This is a genomic window from Mycobacterium sp. 1165196.3 (assembly GCF_001673415.1).
GTDB classification, from domain to species: Bacteria; Actinomycetota; Actinomycetes; order Mycobacteriales; family Mycobacteriaceae; genus Mycobacterium; species Mycobacterium europaeum_A.
Window position 1 is genome coordinate 1 of record NZ_LZLU01000054.1, and the last position, 20,492, is coordinate 20,492.

Consider the following 20,492-nt stretch of genomic DNA (forward strand, 5'->3'; position numbering starts at 1 on the left):
TGGGCGTCAGCGTGGCGGCCGCCGTCGCCCTGGCGGATCTGGGCAGGGGCTTTCACAAGGCGGCCAGCAGCCCGCACACCACCTGGGTGCTGTACGCGGTCATCATCGTCTCGGCCCTGATCATCGCGGGCGCCATCCCGATCCTGTTGCGGGCCCGCCGGATATCGCAGTCCGAGCCGGCCGCTCAGGCGATGACCGCGCCGGCACGCGGGCCGTCACGACCTGCGGTGCAGCTGGGGACCGGCGCCCTGCGCACCAAACCCGAGCGAGCCGCCACGGTGCAAACGGCGCCGGTATCGGGCGCCGAGTGGTCGGGCGAGGCGGTCGACCGAGTGTGGTTGCGCGGCACCGTGATACTGACCGGCACCATGGGCGCGGCGCTGATCGCGGTCGCGGCGGCGACCTACCTGATGGCGGTCGGACACGACGGCGCGTCCTGGCTCGGCTACGGGCTCGCCGGCGTCATCACCGCCGCGATGCCGGTGGTCGAGTGGCTGCACATCCGCCAGCTGCGCGGCGTCGTCGCCGACCAGTAGCCGCCGACGGCAACGGGGTTGGCAGGCGGGGGAGGATGTGCCGGTCCCGTCGCGTCAGCGCACTCGACACGTAAACCGTTGCGACGACACGCCGTGCGTCGTCGCAATGGTTTACGTCTCGCGTTGTGGGCGCGCTCCACGCAACCGGGCAACGCAAGCAACGCGACCGGGTGCAGGATTGCCCGGCTCCCGCGTCGGCCACGAAGAAGCCGATGAGGAGCCGGGCCGTCCGGGCTAGCTAGTGCTCGCCGTTGGTCGAGCCGTTGGTGGAACCGTTCGTCGAGCCGTTGAGGCCGTCCTGGTGCTCGCGCAGCGCGGTCAGGGCGCGTTGCTCGGAGCCGTGCGCCGCCTCCCGCAGCGCCGCGTCCTCGGACGCCGGGTCGGCGAACAGGAAGCTGCCGCTACCGGGGGATCCACCCGAGCCCAGCTTGTTCATCTTCTTGGGCAGGGGCGCACCCTGGTACGCCAGCGGCAGCGGGTGGCCGTGGTCGTCGACCGGGCCCAGCGGCTGGTGCAGCTCGATGTAGGCGCCGTGCGGCAGCCGCTTGATGATGCCGGTCTCGATGCCGTGCTCGAGCACCGCGCGGTCGCTGCGCTGCAGTCCGATGCACCACCGATAGGTGATGAAGTAGACCACCGGCGGGACGATCACCATGCCGATGCGCCCGATCCACGTCGTCGCGTTCAGCGAGATGTCGAACTTGAACGCGATGATGTCGTTCATCGCGCACAGCGTCAGCAACATGTAGAACGCGATCGCCATGGCGCCGATCGACGTGCGCACCGGCACGTCGCGCGGGCGCTGCAGCAGGTTGTGGTGCGCATAGTCACCGCTGAACCGCTTCTCCAGGAACGGGTAGACGATCAGCAGACCGAACACCCCACCCATGATCAGCGCCACCCAGACCACCGCCGGAATGGTGTGGTGCCAGAAGTAGAACTCCCACGGCGGCCAGATGCGGGCCAGGCCTTCGGTCCACATCATGTAGAAGTCCGGCTGCGAACCGGCCGAGACGTGAGATGGCTTGTAGGGGCCCAGGTTCCAGATCGGGTTGATCTGCAGCAGACCACCGAGCAGGCCCAGCACGCCGACGATCGCGGCGAAGAACGCGCCGGACTTGACCGCGAACACCGGCATCACGCGCACGCCGACCACGTTGTGCTCGGTGCGGCCGGGGCCGGGGAACTGGGTGTGCTTCTGGAACCACACCATGGCCAGGTGCAGCCCGATCAGGGCCAGGATGATCCCGGGCAGCAGCAGGATGTGCAGGGCGTACATCCGCGGGATGATGTAACCCGCTGTGGCGCATTCGTTTCCGACGCCACCGCAGGGGAAGTCACCGCCGAACAGGGCCCAGTGCAGCCAGGTGCCGATCACCGGCATGCCCAACGTGATCGAGGACAGCGCGGCGCGCAACCCGATGCCGGACAACAGGTCGTCGGGCAGCGAGTAGCCGAAGTAGCCCTCGAACATGGCCAGGATCAGCAGCAGCGAACCGATGACCCAGTTGGCCTCACGCGGCCGCCGGAAGGCGCCGGTGAAGAAGATGCGGGCCAGGTGCACCATGATCGACGCGGAGAAGATCAGCGCGGCCCAGTGGTGGACCTGACGCACGAACAATCCGCCGCGCACCTCGAAGGAGATGTCGAGGGTCGACGCGAAGGCCTTCGACATGTCCACGCCGCGCAGCGGCTGATAGGCGCCGTTGTAGGTGATCTCGGCCATGGACGGATCGAAGAACAGCGTCAGGTAGACGCCGGTGAGCAGTAGCACGATGAAGCTGTACATCGCGATCTCGCCCAGCAGGAACGACCAGTGCGTGGGGAAGACCTTGTTGAGCTGTCTGCGCACCGCGGCCGACGGGTGATAACGCGTGTCGATGTCCTCGCCCTGACGGGCCAGGACATCGCCGATCTTCGGGGGACTCAGTTTCGGACTCATGTTGTCGTCCTCTCCCAGAATGCCGGTCCGACGGGCTCGACGAAGTCGCCGTTGGCGACCAGATACCCGTTGGTGTCGATGGTGATCGGCAGTTGCGCCAACGCACGCGCGGCCGGCCCGAAAATCGGCTTGGCGAAGTGCAGCGCGTCGAACTGCGACTGGTGGCACGGGCACAGGATCCGGTAGGACTGCTCCTCGTACAGCGATGCGGGGCAGCCCAGGTGCGAGCACACCTTGGTGTAGGCGAAGAACTCACCGAAGTTGAAGCTCTCCTGGCCCTGCCGTTTGACCACGCGGCCCATGTCGGTGGGCCGAATCCTGATGAGCATCACCGGGTTTCGCACACCCTGGTTGATGGCCCGCAGCTTCTCCTGCGATTCGGGGGTGGTGCCGTCCCCGTCGGACTCGCGCCACGGGAAGACGGTTTCCATGCCGCCGGCGTCGAGGTCTTCGGGGCGCATCTTGACGAACGGCGAGGTGGAGGCCGAGCCCGTCGCGCGCGCCAGATAGATGGTCTCGCCGTGATAGCGCGGGGTCCACCCCGAGGTCCACAGCACGGCCTTCTTGCCGTCGGCGGTCGGCACCACCGGCTTCCACGGGTTCTTGATCAGTCCGCCGGCAAACGCGACCAGGGTGGACAGGCCGAACGCGCCCAGCCCCATCCCCAGCGAAAGGCCGATCAGCTTGCGCCGCCCGACCGTCGATCCCTGATACGCGTCGGCCAGGTTCGCCACCACCGTCTTGCGGTCGACGTCGCGCGAGGCGCCGTCGTGGCGGTCCTGGATCGAAATCTCTTCCGGGATAAAGCGTTTCTGGTACAGGATGACGCCGACGCCGATCGACAGGATCGCCATCCCGAATGTCAGCCCGTAGAGCGGGGTGGCCAGGTCATAGAGGAAGCTGCCGGCCTCCTCCTTCGGCTTGTACTCCCACGGCCAGAACAAGAAGATCAGCAGCAGCGCCAGGCCGAAGAACCCGCCCAGCAAAAGCCAGACGGCGACGCCACGCTCGGCGCGCTTTTCGGCCTTGGTGCCCTCGATCGGCCAGCGGGGCTCCTTGAACACCGTCTCGACGCCATCCAGCTTGCCGCCCAGGGCCACCAGTTCCTGCTGCGACATGGCGGCCAGGGCCGCGTCATCGGGCTCGCGCTCGCCGGTGCCCTGCGGGCTCCCGCCGGTGTCAGAGCCGCGAACGTCCGCCTCACTCATTTGCGCCGCTCCTCCTCATCGCTTCGCTCTGCATCGTCTCGGCGCGGCTCATGCTCGTGCCCCAATCCACAGTGCCAGCCCGATGGCGGCGACCATCCCGATGATCCAGGCGGCCATGCCCTCGGGTGCGGGCCCGAATCCGCCGAGGCCGTAACCGCCCGGCTGGCGCTCCTCGGTCACCGCCTTGATGTAGCCGATGATGTCCTTCTTGGCCTCGAACGACAGCTGACGGTCGGAGAACTTCGGCATGTTCTGCGGACCGGTCCGCATGGCCGCCAGGATCTGCTGCTCGTTGGCGGGCTCGAGGTCCGGCGCGTACTTACCCGACGACAGCGCCCCGCCCTTGCCGGTGAAGTTGTGGCACGACGAGCAGTTCAGCCGGAACAGGTCACCGCCGCGTCCCAGGTCCTGGCCGCGCAGCGAGCGCATCGCCAGGCTGCCGTCCGGGTTGCGCACCGTCGTTGGGCCGCCGCCGTTGGCCTGCACGTAGGCGCCCAGGGCGTCGACCTGCGCCTCGTCGAAGATCGGTTCCTTGCGCGGCGCCTGGGCCTCGCCGGTCATCGCGGGCATCCGGCCGGTGGAGACCTGGAAGTAGACGGCTTCCTCGCCGACGCCGATCAGGCTCGGCCCGCGGTCGGGCACGCCCTGCAGGTTCGCGCCGTGGCAGGACACGCACGACGTGTCGAACAGCTGCTTGCCGGTGCGCAGCAGCGCCGAGTTCGACTCGTCCGCGACGGCCACCTGCGGCCGCGGCGTCAGGATGGCGGCCAGGCCACCGGCGATGGTCAGCGCGATCAGCAGCAGCAGGCCGCCGGACAACCGGCGACGCAGCCGCCGCCGCGAACGGTCGCGCTGCGCCTGCGGCGCCTTGGCCGCACCGGATCGGGTCGATCCCAGTTTCTTCAACCGAGCACTCCTGTTCGTCCAGCGCCTGCTCATCGGATGAAATAGATCACGGCGAACAGCGCGATCCACACGATGTCGACGAAATGCCAGTAGTACGAGACGACGATGCTGGCCGTCGCCTGCGCCGGCGTGAACTTGCTCATCGCGGTGCGGGCCAGCAAGAAGATGAAGGCGATCAATCCGCCGGTGACGTGCAAACCGTGGAATCCGGTCGCCAGGTAGAACACGCTGCCGTAGGCGCTGCCGGGGATGGTGGTCCCGTGCGTCACCAGATGGTAGTACTCGTAGCCCTGTCCGCAAACGAAGAATAGGCCCATCAGGAAGGTGAGCACGTACCAGCGGCGCAGCCCGAACACGTCGCCGCGCTCGGCCGCGAACACCCCCATCTGGCAGGTAAACGACGACGCGATCAGCACCAATGTCACGGGGACGGCCTGGTACAGGTTCAGCTCGGTCGGCGGCGGCGGCCACTTTCCGCCCGATTGGGCGCGAGCGGTGAAGTACATCGCGAAGAGGCCAGCAAAGAACATCAGCTCGCTGGAAAGCCAGACGATGGTGCCGACGCTGACCATGTTGGGTCGGTTCAGCGAATGCACCCGCGACGTAATTGCAGTACCCGAAGTCCCGGCAGCGCTGGTCACATACGCAAGTATGACGCTTTGTAGTTGTTGAACTCCACCCGGGGCGGCAATTGAGGTCTGGGGCGTCGCGCTCGCGCCCGTCGCGCTCGACGGTTGGGGCCGGTGTGGTGCTCGTGGGACCATCGGCGCGTGGCTTCGTCATCGCACGCTTCGCCGTCCCCGGCCGCGCCGTCCGGCGCGCCGGCGCCGTCGTGGCCGCAGGTCCTGTCGCGTCTGACGGGCGGTGAGGACCTGTCCCGCGGGCAGGCCGCCTGGGCCATGGACCAGATCATGGCCGGCGACGCCAGCCCGGCCCAGATCGCGGCCTTCGCGGTGGCGATGCAGGTGAAGGTTCCCACCTCGGCCGAAGTCATCGAGCTGGCCGACGTCATGCTCGACCACGCGCTGCCGATGCCCGCCATCCGCGACGACACCGTCGACATCGTGGGAACCGGTGGCGACGGCGTCAACACCGTGAACCTGTCCACCATGGCGGCGATCGTCGCCGCGGCCGCCGGGGTGCCGGTGGTCAAACACGGCAACCGGGCGTCATCGTCGCTGTCCGGCGGCGCCGACACGCTCGAGGCGCTCGGCGTCCGGATCGACCTGAGGCCCGACGAGGTCGCGCGCAGCCTCGCCGAGGTGGGCATCGGGTTCTGCTTCGCGCCGCTGTTTCATCCGTCCTACCGGCACACCTCCGCGGTGCGCCGCGAGATCGGCGTGCCGACGGTGTTCAATCTCCTTGGGCCGCTTACCAATCCGGCGCGGCCGCGGGCGGGCTTGATCGGCTGCGCGTTCGCTGACCTCTCCGAGGTGATGGCGGGCGTGTTCGCCGCCCGCCGGTCCAGCGTGCTGGTGGTGCACGGTGACGACGGGCTCGACGAGTTGACGACCACCACGACCAGCACCATCTGGCGGGTGCAGGCGGGCACGGTGGACAGGCTGACGTTCGATCCGGCCGGATTCGGTTTCCCCCGAGCCGATCTCGACGACCTGCTGGGCGGTGACGCGCAGGCCAACGCGGCCGAGGTGCGCGCGGTGCTGGGCGGCGGCAAGGGCCCGGTGCGCGACGCCGTCGTGCTCAATGCCGCCGGCGCCATCGTCGCGCACGCCGGGTTATCCAGCCGCGCTGAATGGTTGCCGGCGTGGGAGGACGGGTTGGCCCGCGCCTGCGCGGCCATCGATTCCGGTGCGGCCGAACACCTGCTCGCGCGATGGGTGCGGTTCGGCGAGCAGGTCTGAGTCCCGGAGGTCTTGGGCCGCAACCTGTTCTGCGGCCAGCCGCGCCGAGCGGGCCGTCGCGGCCCACGCCGACCAGGCACCGGCCGACCGCAGCGGGGAAGCCCAGCCGTCCTCGGCGACCCTGACGATGCGCACGCCGGGCGCGGTCAACCAGCGCGTGATCAGCGCGGTCTCCTCGACCAGCGCGCCGCCCAGGGGGCCCGGCGTGGGCAGAATCGCTTGTGCCCCAGCGACAATCGCGTCGACGACCGGCATCGGGGGCACGCCGCGCCTGGCGCTGCCCGCCGCGGCGAGCTGACCGTGGCGGATGACGGCCAGCTGATAGCCACCCTGGCCGTCGGGCGCGGCCGCGATCAGCTCGGGCAGCGCCGCCAGCGCGCGCAGCCGCTGCCCGCGCCACAGCGTCTCGACCGCGGTGACGATGCGGTCGCGCAGCCGCGCGGCGCTCTCGAAGTGATGCCGCTGCGCGAGCACGCCGACCTGGTCCACCGCCGAGCGCAGCGTGCCGTTGTCCGCGCCGTCGATCAACGCCGCGACCCGCGCGACGGCGCCGGCGTACTGGGTGGCGGTCACGCCGCGCGCGGCCGGGCACGGCGACACCTCCGCCTCGGGGCACGACGGCCCGTGCAACGCCGAGCGCCCCAGCCGGTTGGTGCAGGTGCGCAGGCCGGTGAACCGGGCCAGCAGGGCGGCGGTGTCGGCGGCGTCGGCGCGGGCCCGAAACGGGCCGACGGCCCGCTCGTGTCGCGGCGCCCGCACCACCGCCAGGCGGGGAAAGGCCTCGTCGGTCAGCGCCACCCACCACCATCGGTGCGGAAACCTGGACCGCCGGTTGTATGGCGGGGCGTGCGCGGCCAGCAGCCGCAGCTCGCGCACGCCGGCCTCCAGCGCATGGGCGCACTCGACGTGGTCGACCGACTCTGCCAGCGCGACCATCTCCTTCATCCGGCCGCGCGGGTCGGCGCCGGTGAAGTACTGGCCGACCCGTCGTCGCAGGTCGACGGCGGTGCCGATGTAGAGCGTCTCGCCCGACGGCCCGCGGAACAGATACACGCCGGGCCGGCGCGGCAGTCCCTCGGCGAGCACCCGCTTGCGGCGCTGCGCGGGTGTCACGTCGGGCAGGTAGGCGCGCAGGTCGGCGTAGGTGTGCACGCCCTGGTTGCCCACCCGCTCGATGAGGGCGTGCAGCACGTCGACGGTGGCGCGGGCGTCGTCGAGGGCGCGGTGGGTGGGCTGAGTGGCCACCGCGAACAGCCGGGCCAGGGCGGCCAGCCGGACGCTGGGCGCTTCCTCGCGGGACAGCACCCGGCGGGCCAGCCGGACCGTGCACAGCACCTGCGGGCGCGGCCAGGCGATGTCGCACCGTTGCGCGGCCGCCCGTAGGAAGCCGACGTCGAACCCGGCGTTGTGGGCGACCAGCACCGTGCCGTGGTCCAGGCCGGCGAACTCGAAGAACATCGGCAGCACCGCGTCGATGGCCGGTGCGTCGCAGACCATCGCGGTGGTGATGCCGGTCAGCTGCACGACCTGGGGCGGGATGCTGCGCTGCGGATCCACCAGCGTGGCGAACTCGCCGAGCACCACGCCGCCGCGCACCTTGACCGCCCCGATCTCGGTGATGGCGTCGGGGGCGGTTCCCCCGGTGGCCTTGGTGCGCCCACCGGTGGTCTCCAGGTCCACGACGACGAACGTGGTCTCGCGCAGGGACAGCTCGTCGGGCGTGAACGGTGCCCCGACGTCGGCGAAGCTCAGCTGCGTCGCGCCCCGGGAAGCCACGGCGGTGACGTTAAGCCCGACGACCGACACCCGGGCGGCTCCCACGCCGGAGCGCGGGGACGGATACCTGTCGGTGGCCGCGGTTACGGTTCGGGCAGTCCGGCGTGATGTTCGCTGACCCACTGTGCCGGAGCCCAAGCGAGAGGACCCACCCCGATGGCACCACGAACCGAACCCACCGACATCGGCATGACGCCGCCCGACCCGGGGACGCCGGTGGTGATCGACTGCGACGAGTGCGCGGTGCGCGGCCCCGGCTGCCGCGACTGTGTCGTCAGCGTGATACTCGGGGTTCCGGATACTTTATTGCAGGACGAGCGAGCGGCTTTGGAGGTTCTCGCCGAGGCCGGGTTGGCGCCGCGCCTTCGGCTTGTCCCGATTCGTCGGGACCGTGGCTCTGGTGTAGCGTAATTGCCTTGTCCCGCAAAGGTCCTCGCGAACGCGAAACGATTCACATAGAAATGACAGGATTCTTTCTAATTTCTTAACCGCTCGCTTTGGACAAACGCCGATATCGTTTCGTAACCTGTTTGAGACCTAAACCAGCTCGACGACCTTTTCGTCTATGGCCGTTTAAGGAAGCAAATCTTGAGGCTTGCATCTAGGTACCCGGTTGCGCGTGTCCTCACACGTTCGGCAATAGGGACGCTAGCTGGCTTCGCGATCTTGTCCGGTGTGGTGACGGCCCCCGTGTGGGCAGACCCGGCCGAAGACGCCACGGCAAAACTCAACCAACTGTCGCGCCAGGCCGAGCAGACCACCGAGGCGATGCACAGCGCCCAGCTGGATCTGAACGACAAGCTGGCCGCCCAGCGCGCGGCGGACAAGAAGCACATCGACGACCAGGCCGCGGTCGATGCGGCGAAGGCGCATCTGGCCTCGTATCAGGATTCGGTCAACAAGCTGGCCGCCGCGACCTACATGGGTGGTCGCGTCGACGGCATGGAAGCCATCCTGACCGCCGGCTCGCCGCAGGGCCTGATCGACAAGCTGGCGGTGCAGCGCGTGATGGCCACGCAGATGACCGACCAGATGAAGAGCTTCCAGATCGCCGGGGAGCAGGCCGCCAAGGCCGAGCGCGAGTCCGCCAAGTCGGCCGCCGACGCCAAGAGCGCGGCCGAGCAGGCCGCGGCGGTCCGGGCGAGCCTTCAGTCCAAGCAGAGCCAGCTGCAGGTGCAGATCGCGGTGGTCAAGTCCCAATACCTGTCTTTAACGGCCGATCAGCGCACCGCGCTGGCCAACCCCGCCCCGCCTCCCGGCGCTCCGGCACCCCCGGAAGCGGCGCCCCCGGGCGCGCCCGCCGGGCAGGCGCCGGGTGAGGCTCCGCCCGCCGGCGGAATGCCGGGCATGCCCGGAACGACGCCTGGCGGTGTCGGCGGCGGTGACCGCGCCACCGTCGTGCAGGCCGCGCTGACCCAGGTCGGTTCGCCCTACGTGTGGGGCGGCTCCGCACCCGGCGGTTTCGACTGTTCCGGCCTGGTGATGTGGGCATTCCAGCAAGCCGGCATTTCGCTGCCGCACTCCAGCCAGGCGCTGGCCCACGGCGGGCAGCCCGTCTCGCTGGGTGATCTGCAGCCCGGTGACGTGCTGACCTTCTACTCCGACGCCTCGCACACCGGCATCTACATCGGTGACGGCATGATGATCCATTCCTCTACCTATGGCGTGCCGGTCCGGGTGGCGCCGATGAGCGCCGGCGGTCCGATCTACGACGCTCGCCGTTACTAGACACCCCCGACCGCGTCGCCGGCGGCTCTCGATACTGCTGGCTTGGGTATTCGTCGTCGAACTGCTGGTGGCCGCGGCCGTGCCGTTCGACGCCCAGCGCGAAGCCCGGATCCGGCCCGCCCAGCTGGTCACCCCGGCCCGCAGCCAACTCCCCGCGTCGGCCAGGTCGATCACCGTCGGCGACCGCACCGTGCGGCTGCTGGGGCTCGGCGGCCCCGCCAGCGACCGGCTGCTGTCCCGGGTGGCGTCGGGCATGCCCGCGGCGATCGCCGCGGTGGAGTCGTTCTGGGGTACCGACTGGGCCCGTGAGATCTCGGTGGTCGCGGCCGGCACCGACGAGGAATTTCGCGCCGCCGCCGGCGGGGGACCGGCGTCGCAGTGGGCCGACATCGCGGCCGTGACGGTGGTCGACCGGCTCGATCCCGTTCGCCGGGTCGCCGAGGGCCAGCGGATCGTGTTCGCGCCCGGCGCGGCCACCATGAGCGCCGCATCGTTGCGAATCGTGTTGGCGCACGAGCTTTTTCACTACGCCGCGCGCGTCGACACCGTCGCGGATGCACCTCGCTGGCTCACCGAGGGGGTGGCCGACTTCGTCGGCCGCCCGCCCGTGCCGGTGCCCGCCGAGACGCTGCTGCCCATGACGTTGCCCACCGACGCCGATCTCGACGTGCCGGGGGAGCAGCGCTCGTTGGCCTACGACCGCGCGTGGTGGTTCGCCCGGTTCGTCGCCGACACCTACGGAGCGCCGAAATTGCGCGACCTCTACCTGGCCACCTGCGGCGTGCGGCATGTCGACATCGCCGCCGCCGGTCAGGATGTGCTGGGCGACAGCCCGGCGGGCCTGCTCACGCGCTGGCATCAGTGGCTGGGCCACTAAGGCCGCATCGCACGGCTCGGACCGTGTGCGCGGGGTGCGCCGGCGCCAGGCTAGCCTGTCGCAGGTGAGTCGGGTCCTGCTGGTAACCAACGACTTTCCGCCCCGCCCGGGCGGCATCCAGTCGTACCTCGGCGAGTTCGTCGGCCGGCTGGTCGACGCCGGGCCGCATACGGTGACGGTGTACGCGCCGCAGTGGAAGGGCGCCGACGCCTTCGACCACTCAGCCGAGGCCGCCGGTTATCGGGTGGTGCGCCATCCGGGCACCCTGATGCTGCCCGGCCCGGCGGTCGACGCCCGGATGCGGCGGCTGATCGCCGAGGGCGGCATCGACACGGTCTGGTTCGGCGCGGCCGCGCCGCTGGCGCTGTTGGCCTCCCGCGCCCGCGGGGCCGGGGCGAGCCGCGTGCTGGCCAGCACCCACGGCCACGAGGTCGGGTGGTCGATGCTTCCGGTCGCCCGCTCGGTGCTGCGCCGCATCGGTGACGACACCGACGTCGTCACGTTCGTCAGCCGCTACACTCGGTCCCGGTTCGCGCCGGCGTTCGGCCCCCAGGCGTCGCTGGAATACCTGCCCTCGGGTGTGGACACCGAACGGTTCCGGCCCGACCCGGCGGGCCGGGCCGAGCTGCGGGACCGTTACGGGTTGGGCGAGCGGCCCACCGTGGTGTGCGTGTCGCGGCTGGTGCCACGCAAGGGCCAGGACATGCTCATCAAGGCCCTGCCGTCGATCCGGCGGCGCGTCGACGGCGCCGCATTGGTCATCGTCGGCGGCGGCCCGTATATGGACTCGCTGCGCGCGCTGGCCCGTGAGTGCGGGGTGGAAGACGACGTGACGTTCACCGGCGGCGTACCGGCCGCCGAGTTGGCCACGCATCACGCGCTGGCCGACGTGTTCGCGATGCCGTGCCGCACCCGCGGTGCCGGGCTGGACGTCGAGGGGTTGGGCATCGTGTACCTCGAGGCCTCGGCGACCGGCGTGCCGGTCATCGCCGGCAAATCCGGGGGAGCCCCAGAAACGGTGCAGCACAACAAGACCGGGTTGGTCGTCGACGGCCGCGAGGTGGCCGAGATCGCCGGTGCCGTCACCGAATTGCTGACCGATCGCGACCGCGCGGCCGCGATGGGCGCGGCCGGGCGCGACTGGGTGATGGCCCAGTGGCGGTGGGACACCCTGGCGGCGCGGCTGGGCGCGCTGCTGGGCTGACCGGCGCCATTAGTCCTTCTCGTAGATGGCCTCGATGTCGGAGGCGAACTTCTCGGCCACCACGTTACGCTTGACCTTCATCGTCGGCGTCAGTTCGCCGGTGTCCTCGGTGAAATCGACCGGCAGGATGCGGAACTTGCGGATCGATTCCGCATGCGACACAGCCTGATTGGCGTCCTTGATGGCCGCGTCCACCTCGGCGACCAGGTCGGGGTCGGTGGCCAGATCGCCCACCGAGGCGCCGGCGCCCTTCTGGTTGCGCTGCTTCCAGCCGTCGAACGCCTCGGGGTCGATGGTGATCAGCGCGCCGATGAACGGCTTGTTGTCCCCGACCACCATCGCCTGACTGATTAACGGGTGGGCCCGCAGCCGGTCCTCCAGGACGGCCGGCGCGACGTTCTTGCCGCCGGCGGTGACGATGATCTCCTTCTTGCGCCCGGTGATCTTCAAGAAGCCGTCCTCGTCGAGCACGCCCAGGTCGCCGGTCCTGAACCAGCCATCGGTGAACGCGTCGCGGGTGGCCTGCTCGTTACGCCAGTAGCCGGTGAACACCACGCCGCCGCGCACGAGCAGTTCGCCGTCCTCGGCGATGCGCATGCTGTTGCCCGGCACCAACGTTCCGACCGTGCCGATCTTGACGTTGCCGACCTGGTTGACGGTGATCGCCGAGCTGGTCTCGGTCAGGCCGTAACCCTCGTGGATGGTCAGGCCGACGCCGCGGTAGAAGTGCCCCAGCCGCGAGCCCAGCGGCGCGCCGCCGGAGACGGCCGCGTGGCAGTCACCGCCCAGCGCGGCGCGCAGCTTGTTGTACACCAGCCGGTCGAACAGGGCGTGCTTGGCGCGCAGCAGCGGGCCGCGGCGGCCGCGGTCCTGCGCCTCGCTCCAGTCGACGGCGGTTTGGACGGCCGCCGCGAAGATCCGGCCCTTGCCGTCGTTCGAGGCGTTCTGCTCGGCGGTGTTGTAAACCTTCTCGAACACCCGCGGCACCGACACCACCACGGTCGGCTTGAACACCGCGAACAGCGGCACCAGGTTCTTGATGTCGCTGGTGAAGCCGACGGTGACCTTGTTGGCGAACGCGGACAACGTGAGCGAGCGCGCCAGCACGTGCGCCAGCGGCAAGAACACCAGCAGCCGCTGGCCCTCGTCGAGCAGCGTCGGCAGGCTCTCCTTGGCGCCGCGGGTCTCATACAGCAGATTCGAATGGGTCAGCTGGCAGCCCTTGGGCCGCCCCGTGGTGCCCGAGGTGTAGATCAGGGTGGCCGGGTCCGACGCCCGCAGCGCCTCGAGGCGCGCGGTCAGCTCGGCCGGTGCCACCGACGCGCCGGCCTCCACGAGCTGGTCGAGCGCCTTGGGCCCCGAACCGTCGATGTGCAGCACCCGGCGCAGCGCGGGTAGTTCGGCGGTCAGCTCGGTGACCATGGCCGCGTGCTCGTCGGTTTCCGCGAACGCCAGCACCGCCTCGGAATCCTGTAGCACCCAGCGGACCTGCTCGGCCGACGACGTCTCGTAGATCGGCACGGTGACCGCACCCACCGCCAGGATGGCCAGGTCGAGGATCGCCCATTCGTAGCGGGTGGCCGAGAAGATGGACACCCGGTCGCCGGCCTCTACGCCCAGGGAGATCAAACCCAATGCGGCCGAGCGGATCTGCTCGGCCGCCTGGGCGCAGGTGACGTCGGTCCACTCGCCGTCGATCTGACGCTGGTAGATGACGAAGTTGGGGTCGTCGCGCTCGTGTTCGAAGACCATCGCGGCGATGTTGTCGTTTTCGCCGACGGAGAAGCGGGCGGGGACGCTGTACTCACGCACTCTTATGACCTCAATCGACCTCGTGGAGATTCCCGGGAGCGGGTTGCTGCCGACCAGCCTAATCCGCGCGTTGACCCAGCACGGCTAGCAGTGGGTGGGCCGGGACCGCGATTGCGGGCCGCGACGTCCGGCCCGCCCTCGGCGGGGCGGCGCGGGCCGGTGTGTGAAGCTGGGGTGATGAACAGCATCCAGATCGCGGATGAGACGTTTGTCGCCGCCGACGGCGCGCGGGTGGGCGCCGCGGTGGCCGATCGGTCCAGCTGGCGGCGCTGGTGGCCGGACCTGCGGCTGGAGGTCGTCGAGGACCGCGGGGAAAAGGGCATCCGGTGGTCGGTCACCGGCGCGTTGACGGGCACCATGGAAATCTGGCTGGAACCGTCGCTGGACGGCGTCGTGCTGCACTACTTCCTGCACGCCGAGCCGACCGGGGTGGCGGCCTGGCAGCTGGCCAAGCTGAACTTGGCGAAGATGACGCACCGCCGTCGGGTGGCGGGCAAGAAAATGGCCTTCGAGGTCAAGACGACACTGGAACGGTCACGTCCGGTCGGAGTTTCTCCGGTAGTTTAGCCGGGTCGGGTCCGCCGCGGAGAGTACCGTGTCGGACCGAGACCCGCGGGATCCCCACAGTCGACAGCGGTCGATCCGTTCGCGGGAGAGAGGGCAGCAATCAGGTGGCGGAGAAGACGACGCAAACCATCTACATCGAGGCCGACCCGGCCACCGTGATGCAGGTGATCGCCGACATCGATTCCTACCCCCAGTGGATCTCGGAGTACAAGGAAGCCGAGGTCCAGGAGAAGGACGCCGACGGCTACCCGAAGGTTGCGCGGATCGTCATGGACGCCACGGTGATCAAGGACACGATGGTGATGTCCTACGAGTGGCCCAAGGATCGCCAATCGGTGAGCTGGACGCTGGTCTCGAGCTCGCTGCTGCGTGCGCTGGAAGGCTCATATCGACTGGCGGCCAAGGGATCTGGCACCGAAGTCACCTACGAACTCTCCGTCGACCTGGCCATGCCGATGATCGGGCTGCTCAAGCGCAAGGCCGAGCGCCGGTTGACCGACACCGCGTTGAAGGATCTGAAGAAACGAGTCGAGGCTGAGTGAGTCCACTGAATTCGGAGCGCCCGCCCCGGCCCGGATCAGCCTTTTCGTCGGCAAAGGCGGGGTAGGGAAATCCACCCTGGCCTGCGCCACCGCCGTCGGTGCCGCGAGCGCCGGGCAACGGGTGCTGGTGATCTCCACCGACCAGGCGCACTCGCTGGGTGACGTACTGGGCGTTCCCGTCTCGCCGAGTCGGGGCGACCTGGTGCGGGTGCTGGCCGACCTGGACACCGGGCAAGCGGAGGCCGGCGGCGGGTTTCTCGACGCACTGGCCTTGGACACGCTGGCGCTGCTCGAGGTCCGCTGGCGTGAGGTCGTCGCCACCCTGGATCGGCGTTTTCCCGACTCCGAACTGGGTACCATTGCGCCCGAAGAACTTTCGGCCCTGCCCGGGGTGCAGGAAGTTCTCGGGCTGCACGCCGTCGGCGGGCTGGCCCGCAGCGGGCGATGGGATCGGGTGGTGGTCGATTGCGCGTCGACCGCCGACGCCCTGCGAATGCTGACTTTGCCCGCCACCTTCGGGCTGTACGTCGAGCGGGCCTGGCCGCGGCATCGCCGGCTGTCGGTCACCGCCGACGACGCCCGGTCGGCGGCGGTGGTCGAGCTGCTCGAGCGGATCAGCTCGGAGGTGGAGTCGCTGAGCGCGCTGCTCACCGACGGCGATCTGGTGAGTGCGCACCTGGTGCTGACCCCCGAGCGGGTGGTCGCGGCCGAGGCGGCCCGAACGCTGGGCTCGCTGGCCCTGATGGGCGTGCGGGTCGAAGAGCTGATCGTGAATCAGGTTCTGCTGCAAGATGACTCGTACGAGTACCGCAATCTGCCCGAGCACCCCGCCTTCTACTGGTACACCGAGCGCATCGCCGAGCAGCGCAGCGTGCTCGACGAGCTCGACGCCACCATCGGCGAGGTGGCGCTGGTGATGACCCCGCACCTGTCCGGCGAGCCGATCGGCCCCAAGGCGCTGAGCGGGCTGCTCGACGCGGCGCGGCGCCGCGGCGGCACGGCGCCGCCGGGTCCGTTGCGGCCCACCGTGGACCTCGAATCCGGGACGGGACTAGGGTCCGTCTACCGGATGCGGCTGGTGTTGCCGCAACTCGATCCGTCGGGCCTGACGCTGGGCCGCGTCGATGACGATCTGATCATCAGCGCCGGGGGATTGCGGCGCAGGGTTAGGTTGGCATCAGTACTTCGGCGGTGCACCGTGTTGGACGCACACCTACGGGGTAGCGAACTGACGGTGCGTTTTCAACCAGATCCGGAGGTGTGGCCGAAGTGAGTGGTGGGGGTCATTCCGACATCGGTCCGGAACTGCGCAGGCTCGCCCAGACGATCCTCGACGGCATCGACCCCGCGGTGCGCGCGGCGGCGGCGCTGACGGCCGGCGCGGGCGTGGGCACCGGTAAGTGCCAACAGGTGTGGTGCCCGGTATGCGCGCTGGCCGCGCTGGCCACCGGCGACCAGCACCCGTTGCTCACCGCGATCGCCGACCACAGCATCGCCCTGCTCGAGGTGATTCGCGACATCGTCAACGACATCGACCGGTCCGGCGGCCCGGCGCCGGAACCGCCGCCCGACGGTCCGCCCGGTGGCGGGCCCGGCGCTCCCGCCGACGCCGCATCGCGGACCCGGTATCAGCCCATCCCGGTCACGCTCGAGGAGTGAGCCGCCTGCGTCGCAGGTGGTCGGTTCGGGTGGGGATGGGTACAGTTGGCGCAGAACATCAGCGGGAATAGCCGAGAGGGAGGGCCATGTGGTACTGGCTGTTCAAGTACGTGCTCCTCGGCCCGCTGCTGTCACTGCTGGGGCGCCCGAAAGTCGAAGGCCTAGAACACGTTCCGAGTTCCGGGCCGGCGATACTGGCCAGTAACCACCTGGCGGTGATGGACAGCTTCTACCTTCCGCTGGTGGTGCGTCGCCGCATCACGTTTTTGGCCAAGTCGGAGTACTTCACCGGCACCGGTTTCAAGGGCTGGTTCCAGCGGTGGTTCTTCACCGCCGTCGGCCAGGTGCCGATCGACCGCACCGACGCCGACAGCGCCCGGGCCGCGCTCACGACGGCGCAGCAGGTGCTGAGCCAGGGCAAGCTGCTGGGCATGTACCCCGAGGGCACCCGGTCGCCGGACGGCCGGCTGTACAAAGGCAAGACGGGACTGGCCCGGCTGGCGCTGGAGACCGGTGTTCCGGTGATCCCGGTCGCGATGATCGGCACCAACGTCGTCAACCCGCCCGGGACGAATATGTTGCGGTTCGGCCGGGTCACCGTCCGCTTCGGCAAGCCGATGGACTTCTCCCGGTTCGACGGGCTGGCCGGCAACCGCTTCATCGAGCGGGCCGTCACCGACGAAGTGATCTATGAGCTGATGGGGCTGTCCGGTCAGGAATACGTCGACATCTACGCGGCGAGCCTAAAAAAGGGCGGTGACGACGGCGCCGCCAATGGCGAGGCCGTCCGGATCCCCGAGACCGCGGCCGGTTAGCCGACGGCGGTAGCCGGCGCCAGCTGCTGCGGGGCCGTATCCCGCGCCAATCCGCGGGCGGTGACGGTGACACCCACCGTGACGAGCACCGCCAGCGCCCACCACACATAGGACATCCCGGCGAGCTGACGCCACCAGACCGCGCTGGCCTCGTGGTGCTTGGGCAGCAGGTCGATCGGCGACCACCGCATCAGCGCCACCCCCGCGGCGCTGACCACGATCAGCGCCGCGTTGCGGCGCCGCCAGCCCACGATCGCCGTCACCAGCACCGCCGGCAGCACCCAGACCCAGTGGTGCGACCAGGACACCGGCGAGACCACCAGCCCGAACAGCGCGACGCAGACCAGCGCGAGCGTGGGCTCCTCGGCGCGCAACACCCGTCGCATCGCCCAGACCGTCAGCGCCAGCACCAGCAGCGACGCGGCCACCCAGAGCAGGGAGCGTTCCTGCTGCCCGAGCCCCAGCCGGGCCAGCGCGCCGGCGATGTTCTGGTCGGTGTTCAACGACGCGGAACCGATCCGGTCGGTGTGGTGCACGGTGTGCGTCCAGTACTCCCACGAGTCGTTCCAGGCCAGTACGAAACCCAGCAGCGTCGCCCCCACGAAAGACGCCAGCGCGGTCAGCGCGGCCCGGGTGTCGCGGCGCAGCAGGAAATAGAGCAGGAACACCGCCGGGGTCAGCTTCAGCGCCATACCCAGGCCCAGCAGCAGCCCGCGCGGCCACGGCGTACGCCGCGGCACGCAGTCGGCGACCACCAGCGTCATCAGCACCACGTTGATCTGGCCGAAGGCGAAGTTCGAGCTGATCGGTTCCAGCCAGACCGTCGCCGCCGCCGCGGCGACGATCGCCAGCCACCACCGGCGCAGCCAGGCCGGACCGGGCAGCGTCGCCGAGGTGCTCCAGACGTCGAGGCGGGTCAGCACGATCACCGTGGACACCACCAGCAGCAACAGTGTCAGGGCGGTGATCGCGACGCTGGCGGTGGGCATGTGCATCCAGGCGAACGGGCAGAACACGATGGCCGCCAGCGGCGGATAGGTGAACGGCAGATCCACGATCGGCGTGTGGAACAGCACGTCCCCGCGGTACAGCGGGTGGCCGTCCATCCACGCCCGCGCGCCCATCTGATAGACGTCGATGTCGATGCGATAGGGCGTGTGCCCGAACAGCTGCCACGCCGCATAACTGAGCCCCGCGGCGGCGGTCAGCCACGCCAGCCCCCACCCCAGCACCCACCCGGGGCCCCGCTTGCCTGCCAAGCCCACGCCGGGCGCCTGCCGTGTACTCATGTCGCACCACAGCGTAATGGGTGCGCGGCCCCCGACCCGCCTGGTGCAGCGCGGGTCCCACCTGCCCGGCGCAGACAGGCGTAGCTTTCAAGAGTGCTCCATTCGTTCGTGTCCGAGGTGACCCGATGGTTTGCCCACGACGTGTACGACCGCGGGCACCTGCCGCTGCTGTGCTGCCTGGTCGCCTTCATCCTGACGTTTTTCGTCACGCGGACGTTCGTGCGGTTGATCCGGCACCGCGCGGACAACGGCAGGCCCACCCGGTGGTGGCACCCGCGCAACGTCCACGTCGGGGGAGTGCACATTCACCACGTGACCTTCGGGGTGGTGCTGACCCTGCTCTCCGGCCTGACGCTGGTCACGCTGGCCATCGACGGGCATGAACCCGAATTCACCATCGCGGCAACCTTTTTCGGGATCGGCGCCGCCCTGGTTCTGGACGAGTACGCACTGATCCTGCACCTGTCCGACGTGTACTGGTCCGAAGACGGCCGCACCTCGGTGGACGCGGTGTTCGCCGCGGTGGCGGTGGCCGGGCTGTTGATCATGGGTCTGCACCCGCTGATGTTTTTCCTGCCGATCTGGCACAACGCCGACTCGGCGCTGCTGCGGGCCGTGGTGGCCAGCGCCATGGCGCTGACGTTGCCCCTGGCCGTCGTGGTGGTGCTCAAGGGCAAGGTGTGGACCGGCCTGCTGGGCATGTTCCTGGTCATCCTGCTGGTGATCGGCGCCATCCGGCTGTCGCGCCCGCACGCCCCGTGGGCGCGGTGGCGGTATTCGACGCAACCGGACAAGATGCGCCGCGCGCTGCAACGCGAGCGGAGACTGCGCCGCCCGGTGGTGCGGGCCAAGCTGTACCTGCAGTGCGCCATCGCCGGCACACCGCGGCTGCCTGACGATCGCACCGTCGACGCCACGCTCGACCATGAGATCCACCCCGCGCCGGCGCCCACCGGGCCCATCCTGATCGGCCGCTAGCCGGCTCCCCGGCCGATGGACCGGCTCCTCTTTCGTGCCGTGCCGGCACTCATCGTCGCCGGTCTAGGCCGATGGACCGGCTCCTCTTTCGTGCCGTGCCGGTACTCATCGTCGCCGGTCTAGGCCGATGGACCGGCTCCTCTTTCGTGCCGTGCCGGTACTCATCGTCGCCGGTCTAGGCCGATGGACCGGCTCCTCTTTCGTGCCGTGCCGGCACTCATCGTCGCCGGTCTAGGCTTTCTCCGGTGCGGTACTTCTACGACACCGAATTCATCGAGGACGGCCGCACCATCGAGCTGATCTCGATCGGGGTGGCCGCCGAAGACGGCCGCGAGTACTACGCGGTGTCCACCGAATTCGACCCCGAGCGCGCCGGGCCCTGGGTGCGCGCCAACGTGCTGCCCAAGCTGCCGCCCCCGGCGTCGCAGCTGTGGCGCTCGCGCCGCCAGATCCGGGAGGACCTGGAGGACTTCTTCGGCCTGAATTCCGGGCGGGCGGCCGCCGAGCCGATCGAGCTGTGGGCGTGGGTGGCGGCCTACGACCACGTGGCCTTGTGTCAGCTGTGGGGCACCATGCCGGAGCTGCCGCGAGCGATCCCGCGCTTCACCCGTGAGCTGCGGCAACTGTGGGAGGACCGGGGCAGCCCACGGATGCCGCCCCGATCGTCCGACGCGCACGACGCGCTGGTCGACGCGCGCGATCAGCTCCGCAGATACCGGCTCATCACCGGTGGGGACTGAGACGCCGGCGGGACGCACCCGGCCGGGCCGCGTTCCCGCAGATCAGCCCTG

Annotated in this window: 19 protein-coding genes and 1 pseudogene; 13 read left to right on the forward strand and 7 right to left on the reverse strand. The window is 69.7% G+C overall.

Features of this window, described 5'->3' with window-relative positions; translation table 11 throughout:
• The coding region (locus tag A5659_RS04845) for a DUF2561 family protein (protein ID WP_067179569.1) at positions 1-536 on the forward strand (536 nt) is incomplete at its 5' end.
• A 238-nt stretch (positions 537-774) separates the two neighbouring features.
• Here A5659_RS04845 and A5659_RS04850 read toward each other — a convergent pair.
• The 4 genes from A5659_RS04850 to A5659_RS04865 are packed head-to-tail and all read right to left on the reverse strand — an operon-like array spanning position 775 to position 5,233.
• Complete coding sequence (locus tag A5659_RS04850) at positions 775-2,478, reverse strand: cytochrome bc complex cytochrome b subunit (protein WP_066862633.1); 1,704 nt, start codon at positions 2,476-2,478, stop codon at positions 775-777.
• Positions 2,475-3,686 (reverse strand): ubiquinol-cytochrome c reductase iron-sulfur subunit, encoded by a 1,212-nt coding sequence (locus A5659_RS04855; RefSeq protein WP_066862630.1) that lies wholly within the window; start codon positions 3,684-3,686, stop codon positions 2,475-2,477. Before A5659_RS04855 ends, A5659_RS04850 begins: the two co-directional genes overlap by 4 nt.
• Before the next feature lie 48 nt (positions 3,687-3,734).
• Positions 3,735-4,592 carry a cytochrome c gene (locus tag A5659_RS04860; protein WP_066862625.1) on the reverse strand — a complete coding sequence of 286 codons (858 nt, stop codon included), beginning with the start codon at positions 4,590-4,592 and terminating at the stop codon, positions 3,735-3,737.
• A 29-nt stretch (positions 4,593-4,621) separates the two neighbouring features.
• A complete protein-coding gene (locus A5659_RS04865; protein ID WP_066876644.1) occupies positions 4,622-5,233 on the reverse strand; it encodes a heme-copper oxidase subunit III in 612 nt (203 codons plus the stop codon).
• Positions 5,234-5,362: 129 nt separating this feature from the next.
• On the opposite strand from A5659_RS04865, the gene trpD reads away from it, so the two are divergent.
• Complete coding sequence (trpD, locus tag A5659_RS28405) at positions 5,363-6,454, forward strand: anthranilate phosphoribosyltransferase (protein ID WP_066876646.1); 1,092 nt, start codon at positions 5,363-5,365, stop codon at positions 6,452-6,454.
• On the opposite strand, the pseudogene A5659_RS04880 reads toward trpD, so the two are convergent.
• Positions 6,392-8,353, reverse strand: a pseudogene (locus tag A5659_RS04880) (DEDD exonuclease domain-containing protein); the annotation flags it as partial. The gene trpD and the pseudogene A5659_RS04880 overlap by 63 nt on opposite strands.
• A gap of 33 nt (positions 8,354-8,386) precedes the next feature.
• On the opposite strand from A5659_RS04880, the gene A5659_RS04885 reads away from it, so the two are divergent.
• The 4 genes from A5659_RS04885 to pimB all read left to right on the forward strand — a co-directional run bounded on the left by A5659_RS04885 (position 8,387) and on the right by pimB (position 12,039).
• Positions 8,387-8,641, forward strand: a complete 255-nt coding sequence (locus tag A5659_RS04885; protein ID WP_197497922.1) for a hypothetical protein — start codon at positions 8,387-8,389, stop codon at positions 8,639-8,641.
• A 177-nt stretch (positions 8,642-8,818) separates the two neighbouring features.
• Complete coding sequence (gene ripC / locus A5659_RS04890; protein WP_066862616.1) at positions 8,819-9,958, forward strand: peptidoglycan hydrolase RipC; 1,140 nt, start codon at positions 8,819-8,821, stop codon at positions 9,956-9,958.
• 34 nt (positions 9,959-9,992) lie between these two features.
• Complete coding sequence (locus tag A5659_RS04895; RefSeq protein ID WP_231997737.1) at positions 9,993-10,835, forward strand: hypothetical protein; 843 nt, start codon at positions 9,993-9,995, stop codon at positions 10,833-10,835.
• 64 nt (positions 10,836-10,899) lie between these two features.
• A complete protein-coding gene (pimB, locus tag A5659_RS04900; RefSeq protein WP_066862636.1) occupies positions 10,900-12,039 on the forward strand; it encodes a GDP-mannose-dependent alpha-(1-6)-phosphatidylinositol monomannoside mannosyltransferase in 1,140 nt (379 codons plus the stop codon).
• A gap of 9 nt (positions 12,040-12,048) precedes the next feature.
• Here the strand turns inward: pimB and A5659_RS04905 are convergent, their stop codons facing one another.
• Positions 12,049-13,851, reverse strand: coding sequence for a long-chain fatty acid--CoA ligase (locus A5659_RS04905; protein WP_066862610.1), 1,803 nt, complete (start codon positions 13,849-13,851; stop codon positions 12,049-12,051).
• Between the two features lie 177 nt (positions 13,852-14,028).
• Here A5659_RS04905 and A5659_RS04910 point away from each other — a divergent pair, with 177 nt between their 5' ends.
• From A5659_RS04910 to A5659_RS04930, 5 genes are all read left to right on the forward strand, one after another.
• Positions 14,029-14,418 carry a polyketide cyclase / dehydrase and lipid transport gene (locus A5659_RS04910; RefSeq protein ID WP_066862607.1) on the forward strand — a complete coding sequence of 130 codons (390 nt, stop codon included), beginning with the start codon at positions 14,029-14,031 and terminating at the stop codon, positions 14,416-14,418.
• Between the two features lie 104 nt (positions 14,419-14,522).
• Positions 14,523-14,960, forward strand: coding sequence for an SRPBCC family protein (locus A5659_RS04915; RefSeq protein WP_066862605.1), 438 nt, complete (start codon positions 14,523-14,525; stop codon positions 14,958-14,960).
• Positions 14,953-16,233, forward strand: a complete 1,281-nt coding sequence (locus A5659_RS04920) for an ArsA family ATPase (RefSeq protein WP_197497923.1) — start codon at positions 14,953-14,955, stop codon at positions 16,231-16,233. Before A5659_RS04915 ends, A5659_RS04920 begins: the two co-directional genes overlap by 8 nt.
• Positions 16,221-16,619 carry a hypothetical protein gene (locus tag A5659_RS04925; protein WP_066862597.1) on the forward strand — a complete coding sequence of 133 codons (399 nt, stop codon included), beginning with the start codon at positions 16,221-16,223 and terminating at the stop codon, positions 16,617-16,619. The genes A5659_RS04920 and A5659_RS04925 overlap by 13 nt, the downstream gene beginning before the upstream one ends.
• An 86-nt stretch (positions 16,620-16,705) precedes the next feature.
• Positions 16,706-17,434, forward strand: coding sequence for a 1-acyl-sn-glycerol-3-phosphate acyltransferase (locus tag A5659_RS04930; protein ID WP_066862594.1), 729 nt, complete (start codon positions 16,706-16,708; stop codon positions 17,432-17,434).
• On the opposite strand, the gene A5659_RS04935 is transcribed toward A5659_RS04930, so the two are convergent.
• Positions 17,431-18,723: a glycosyltransferase 87 family protein gene (locus A5659_RS04935; RefSeq protein ID WP_067179573.1), complete on the reverse strand. Its 1,293-nt coding sequence runs from the start codon at positions 18,721-18,723 to the stop codon at positions 17,431-17,433. The two genes, A5659_RS04930 and A5659_RS04935, sit on opposite strands and share 4 nt — an antisense overlap.
• A 93-nt stretch (positions 18,724-18,816) precedes the next feature.
• On the opposite strand from A5659_RS04935, the gene A5659_RS04940 reads away from it, so the two are divergent.
• Together A5659_RS04940 and A5659_RS04945 are read left to right on the forward strand one after the other, a co-directional pair.
• Positions 18,817-19,701, forward strand: a complete 885-nt coding sequence (locus tag A5659_RS04940) for a hypothetical protein (RefSeq protein WP_066871686.1) — start codon at positions 18,817-18,819, stop codon at positions 19,699-19,701.
• A gap of 245 nt (positions 19,702-19,946) precedes the next feature.
• Positions 19,947-20,441, forward strand: a complete 495-nt coding sequence (locus A5659_RS04945) for a polyadenylate-specific 3'-exoribonuclease AS (RefSeq protein WP_066871683.1) — start codon at positions 19,947-19,949, stop codon at positions 20,439-20,441.
• Positions 20,442-20,492: the final 51 nt, after the last annotated feature.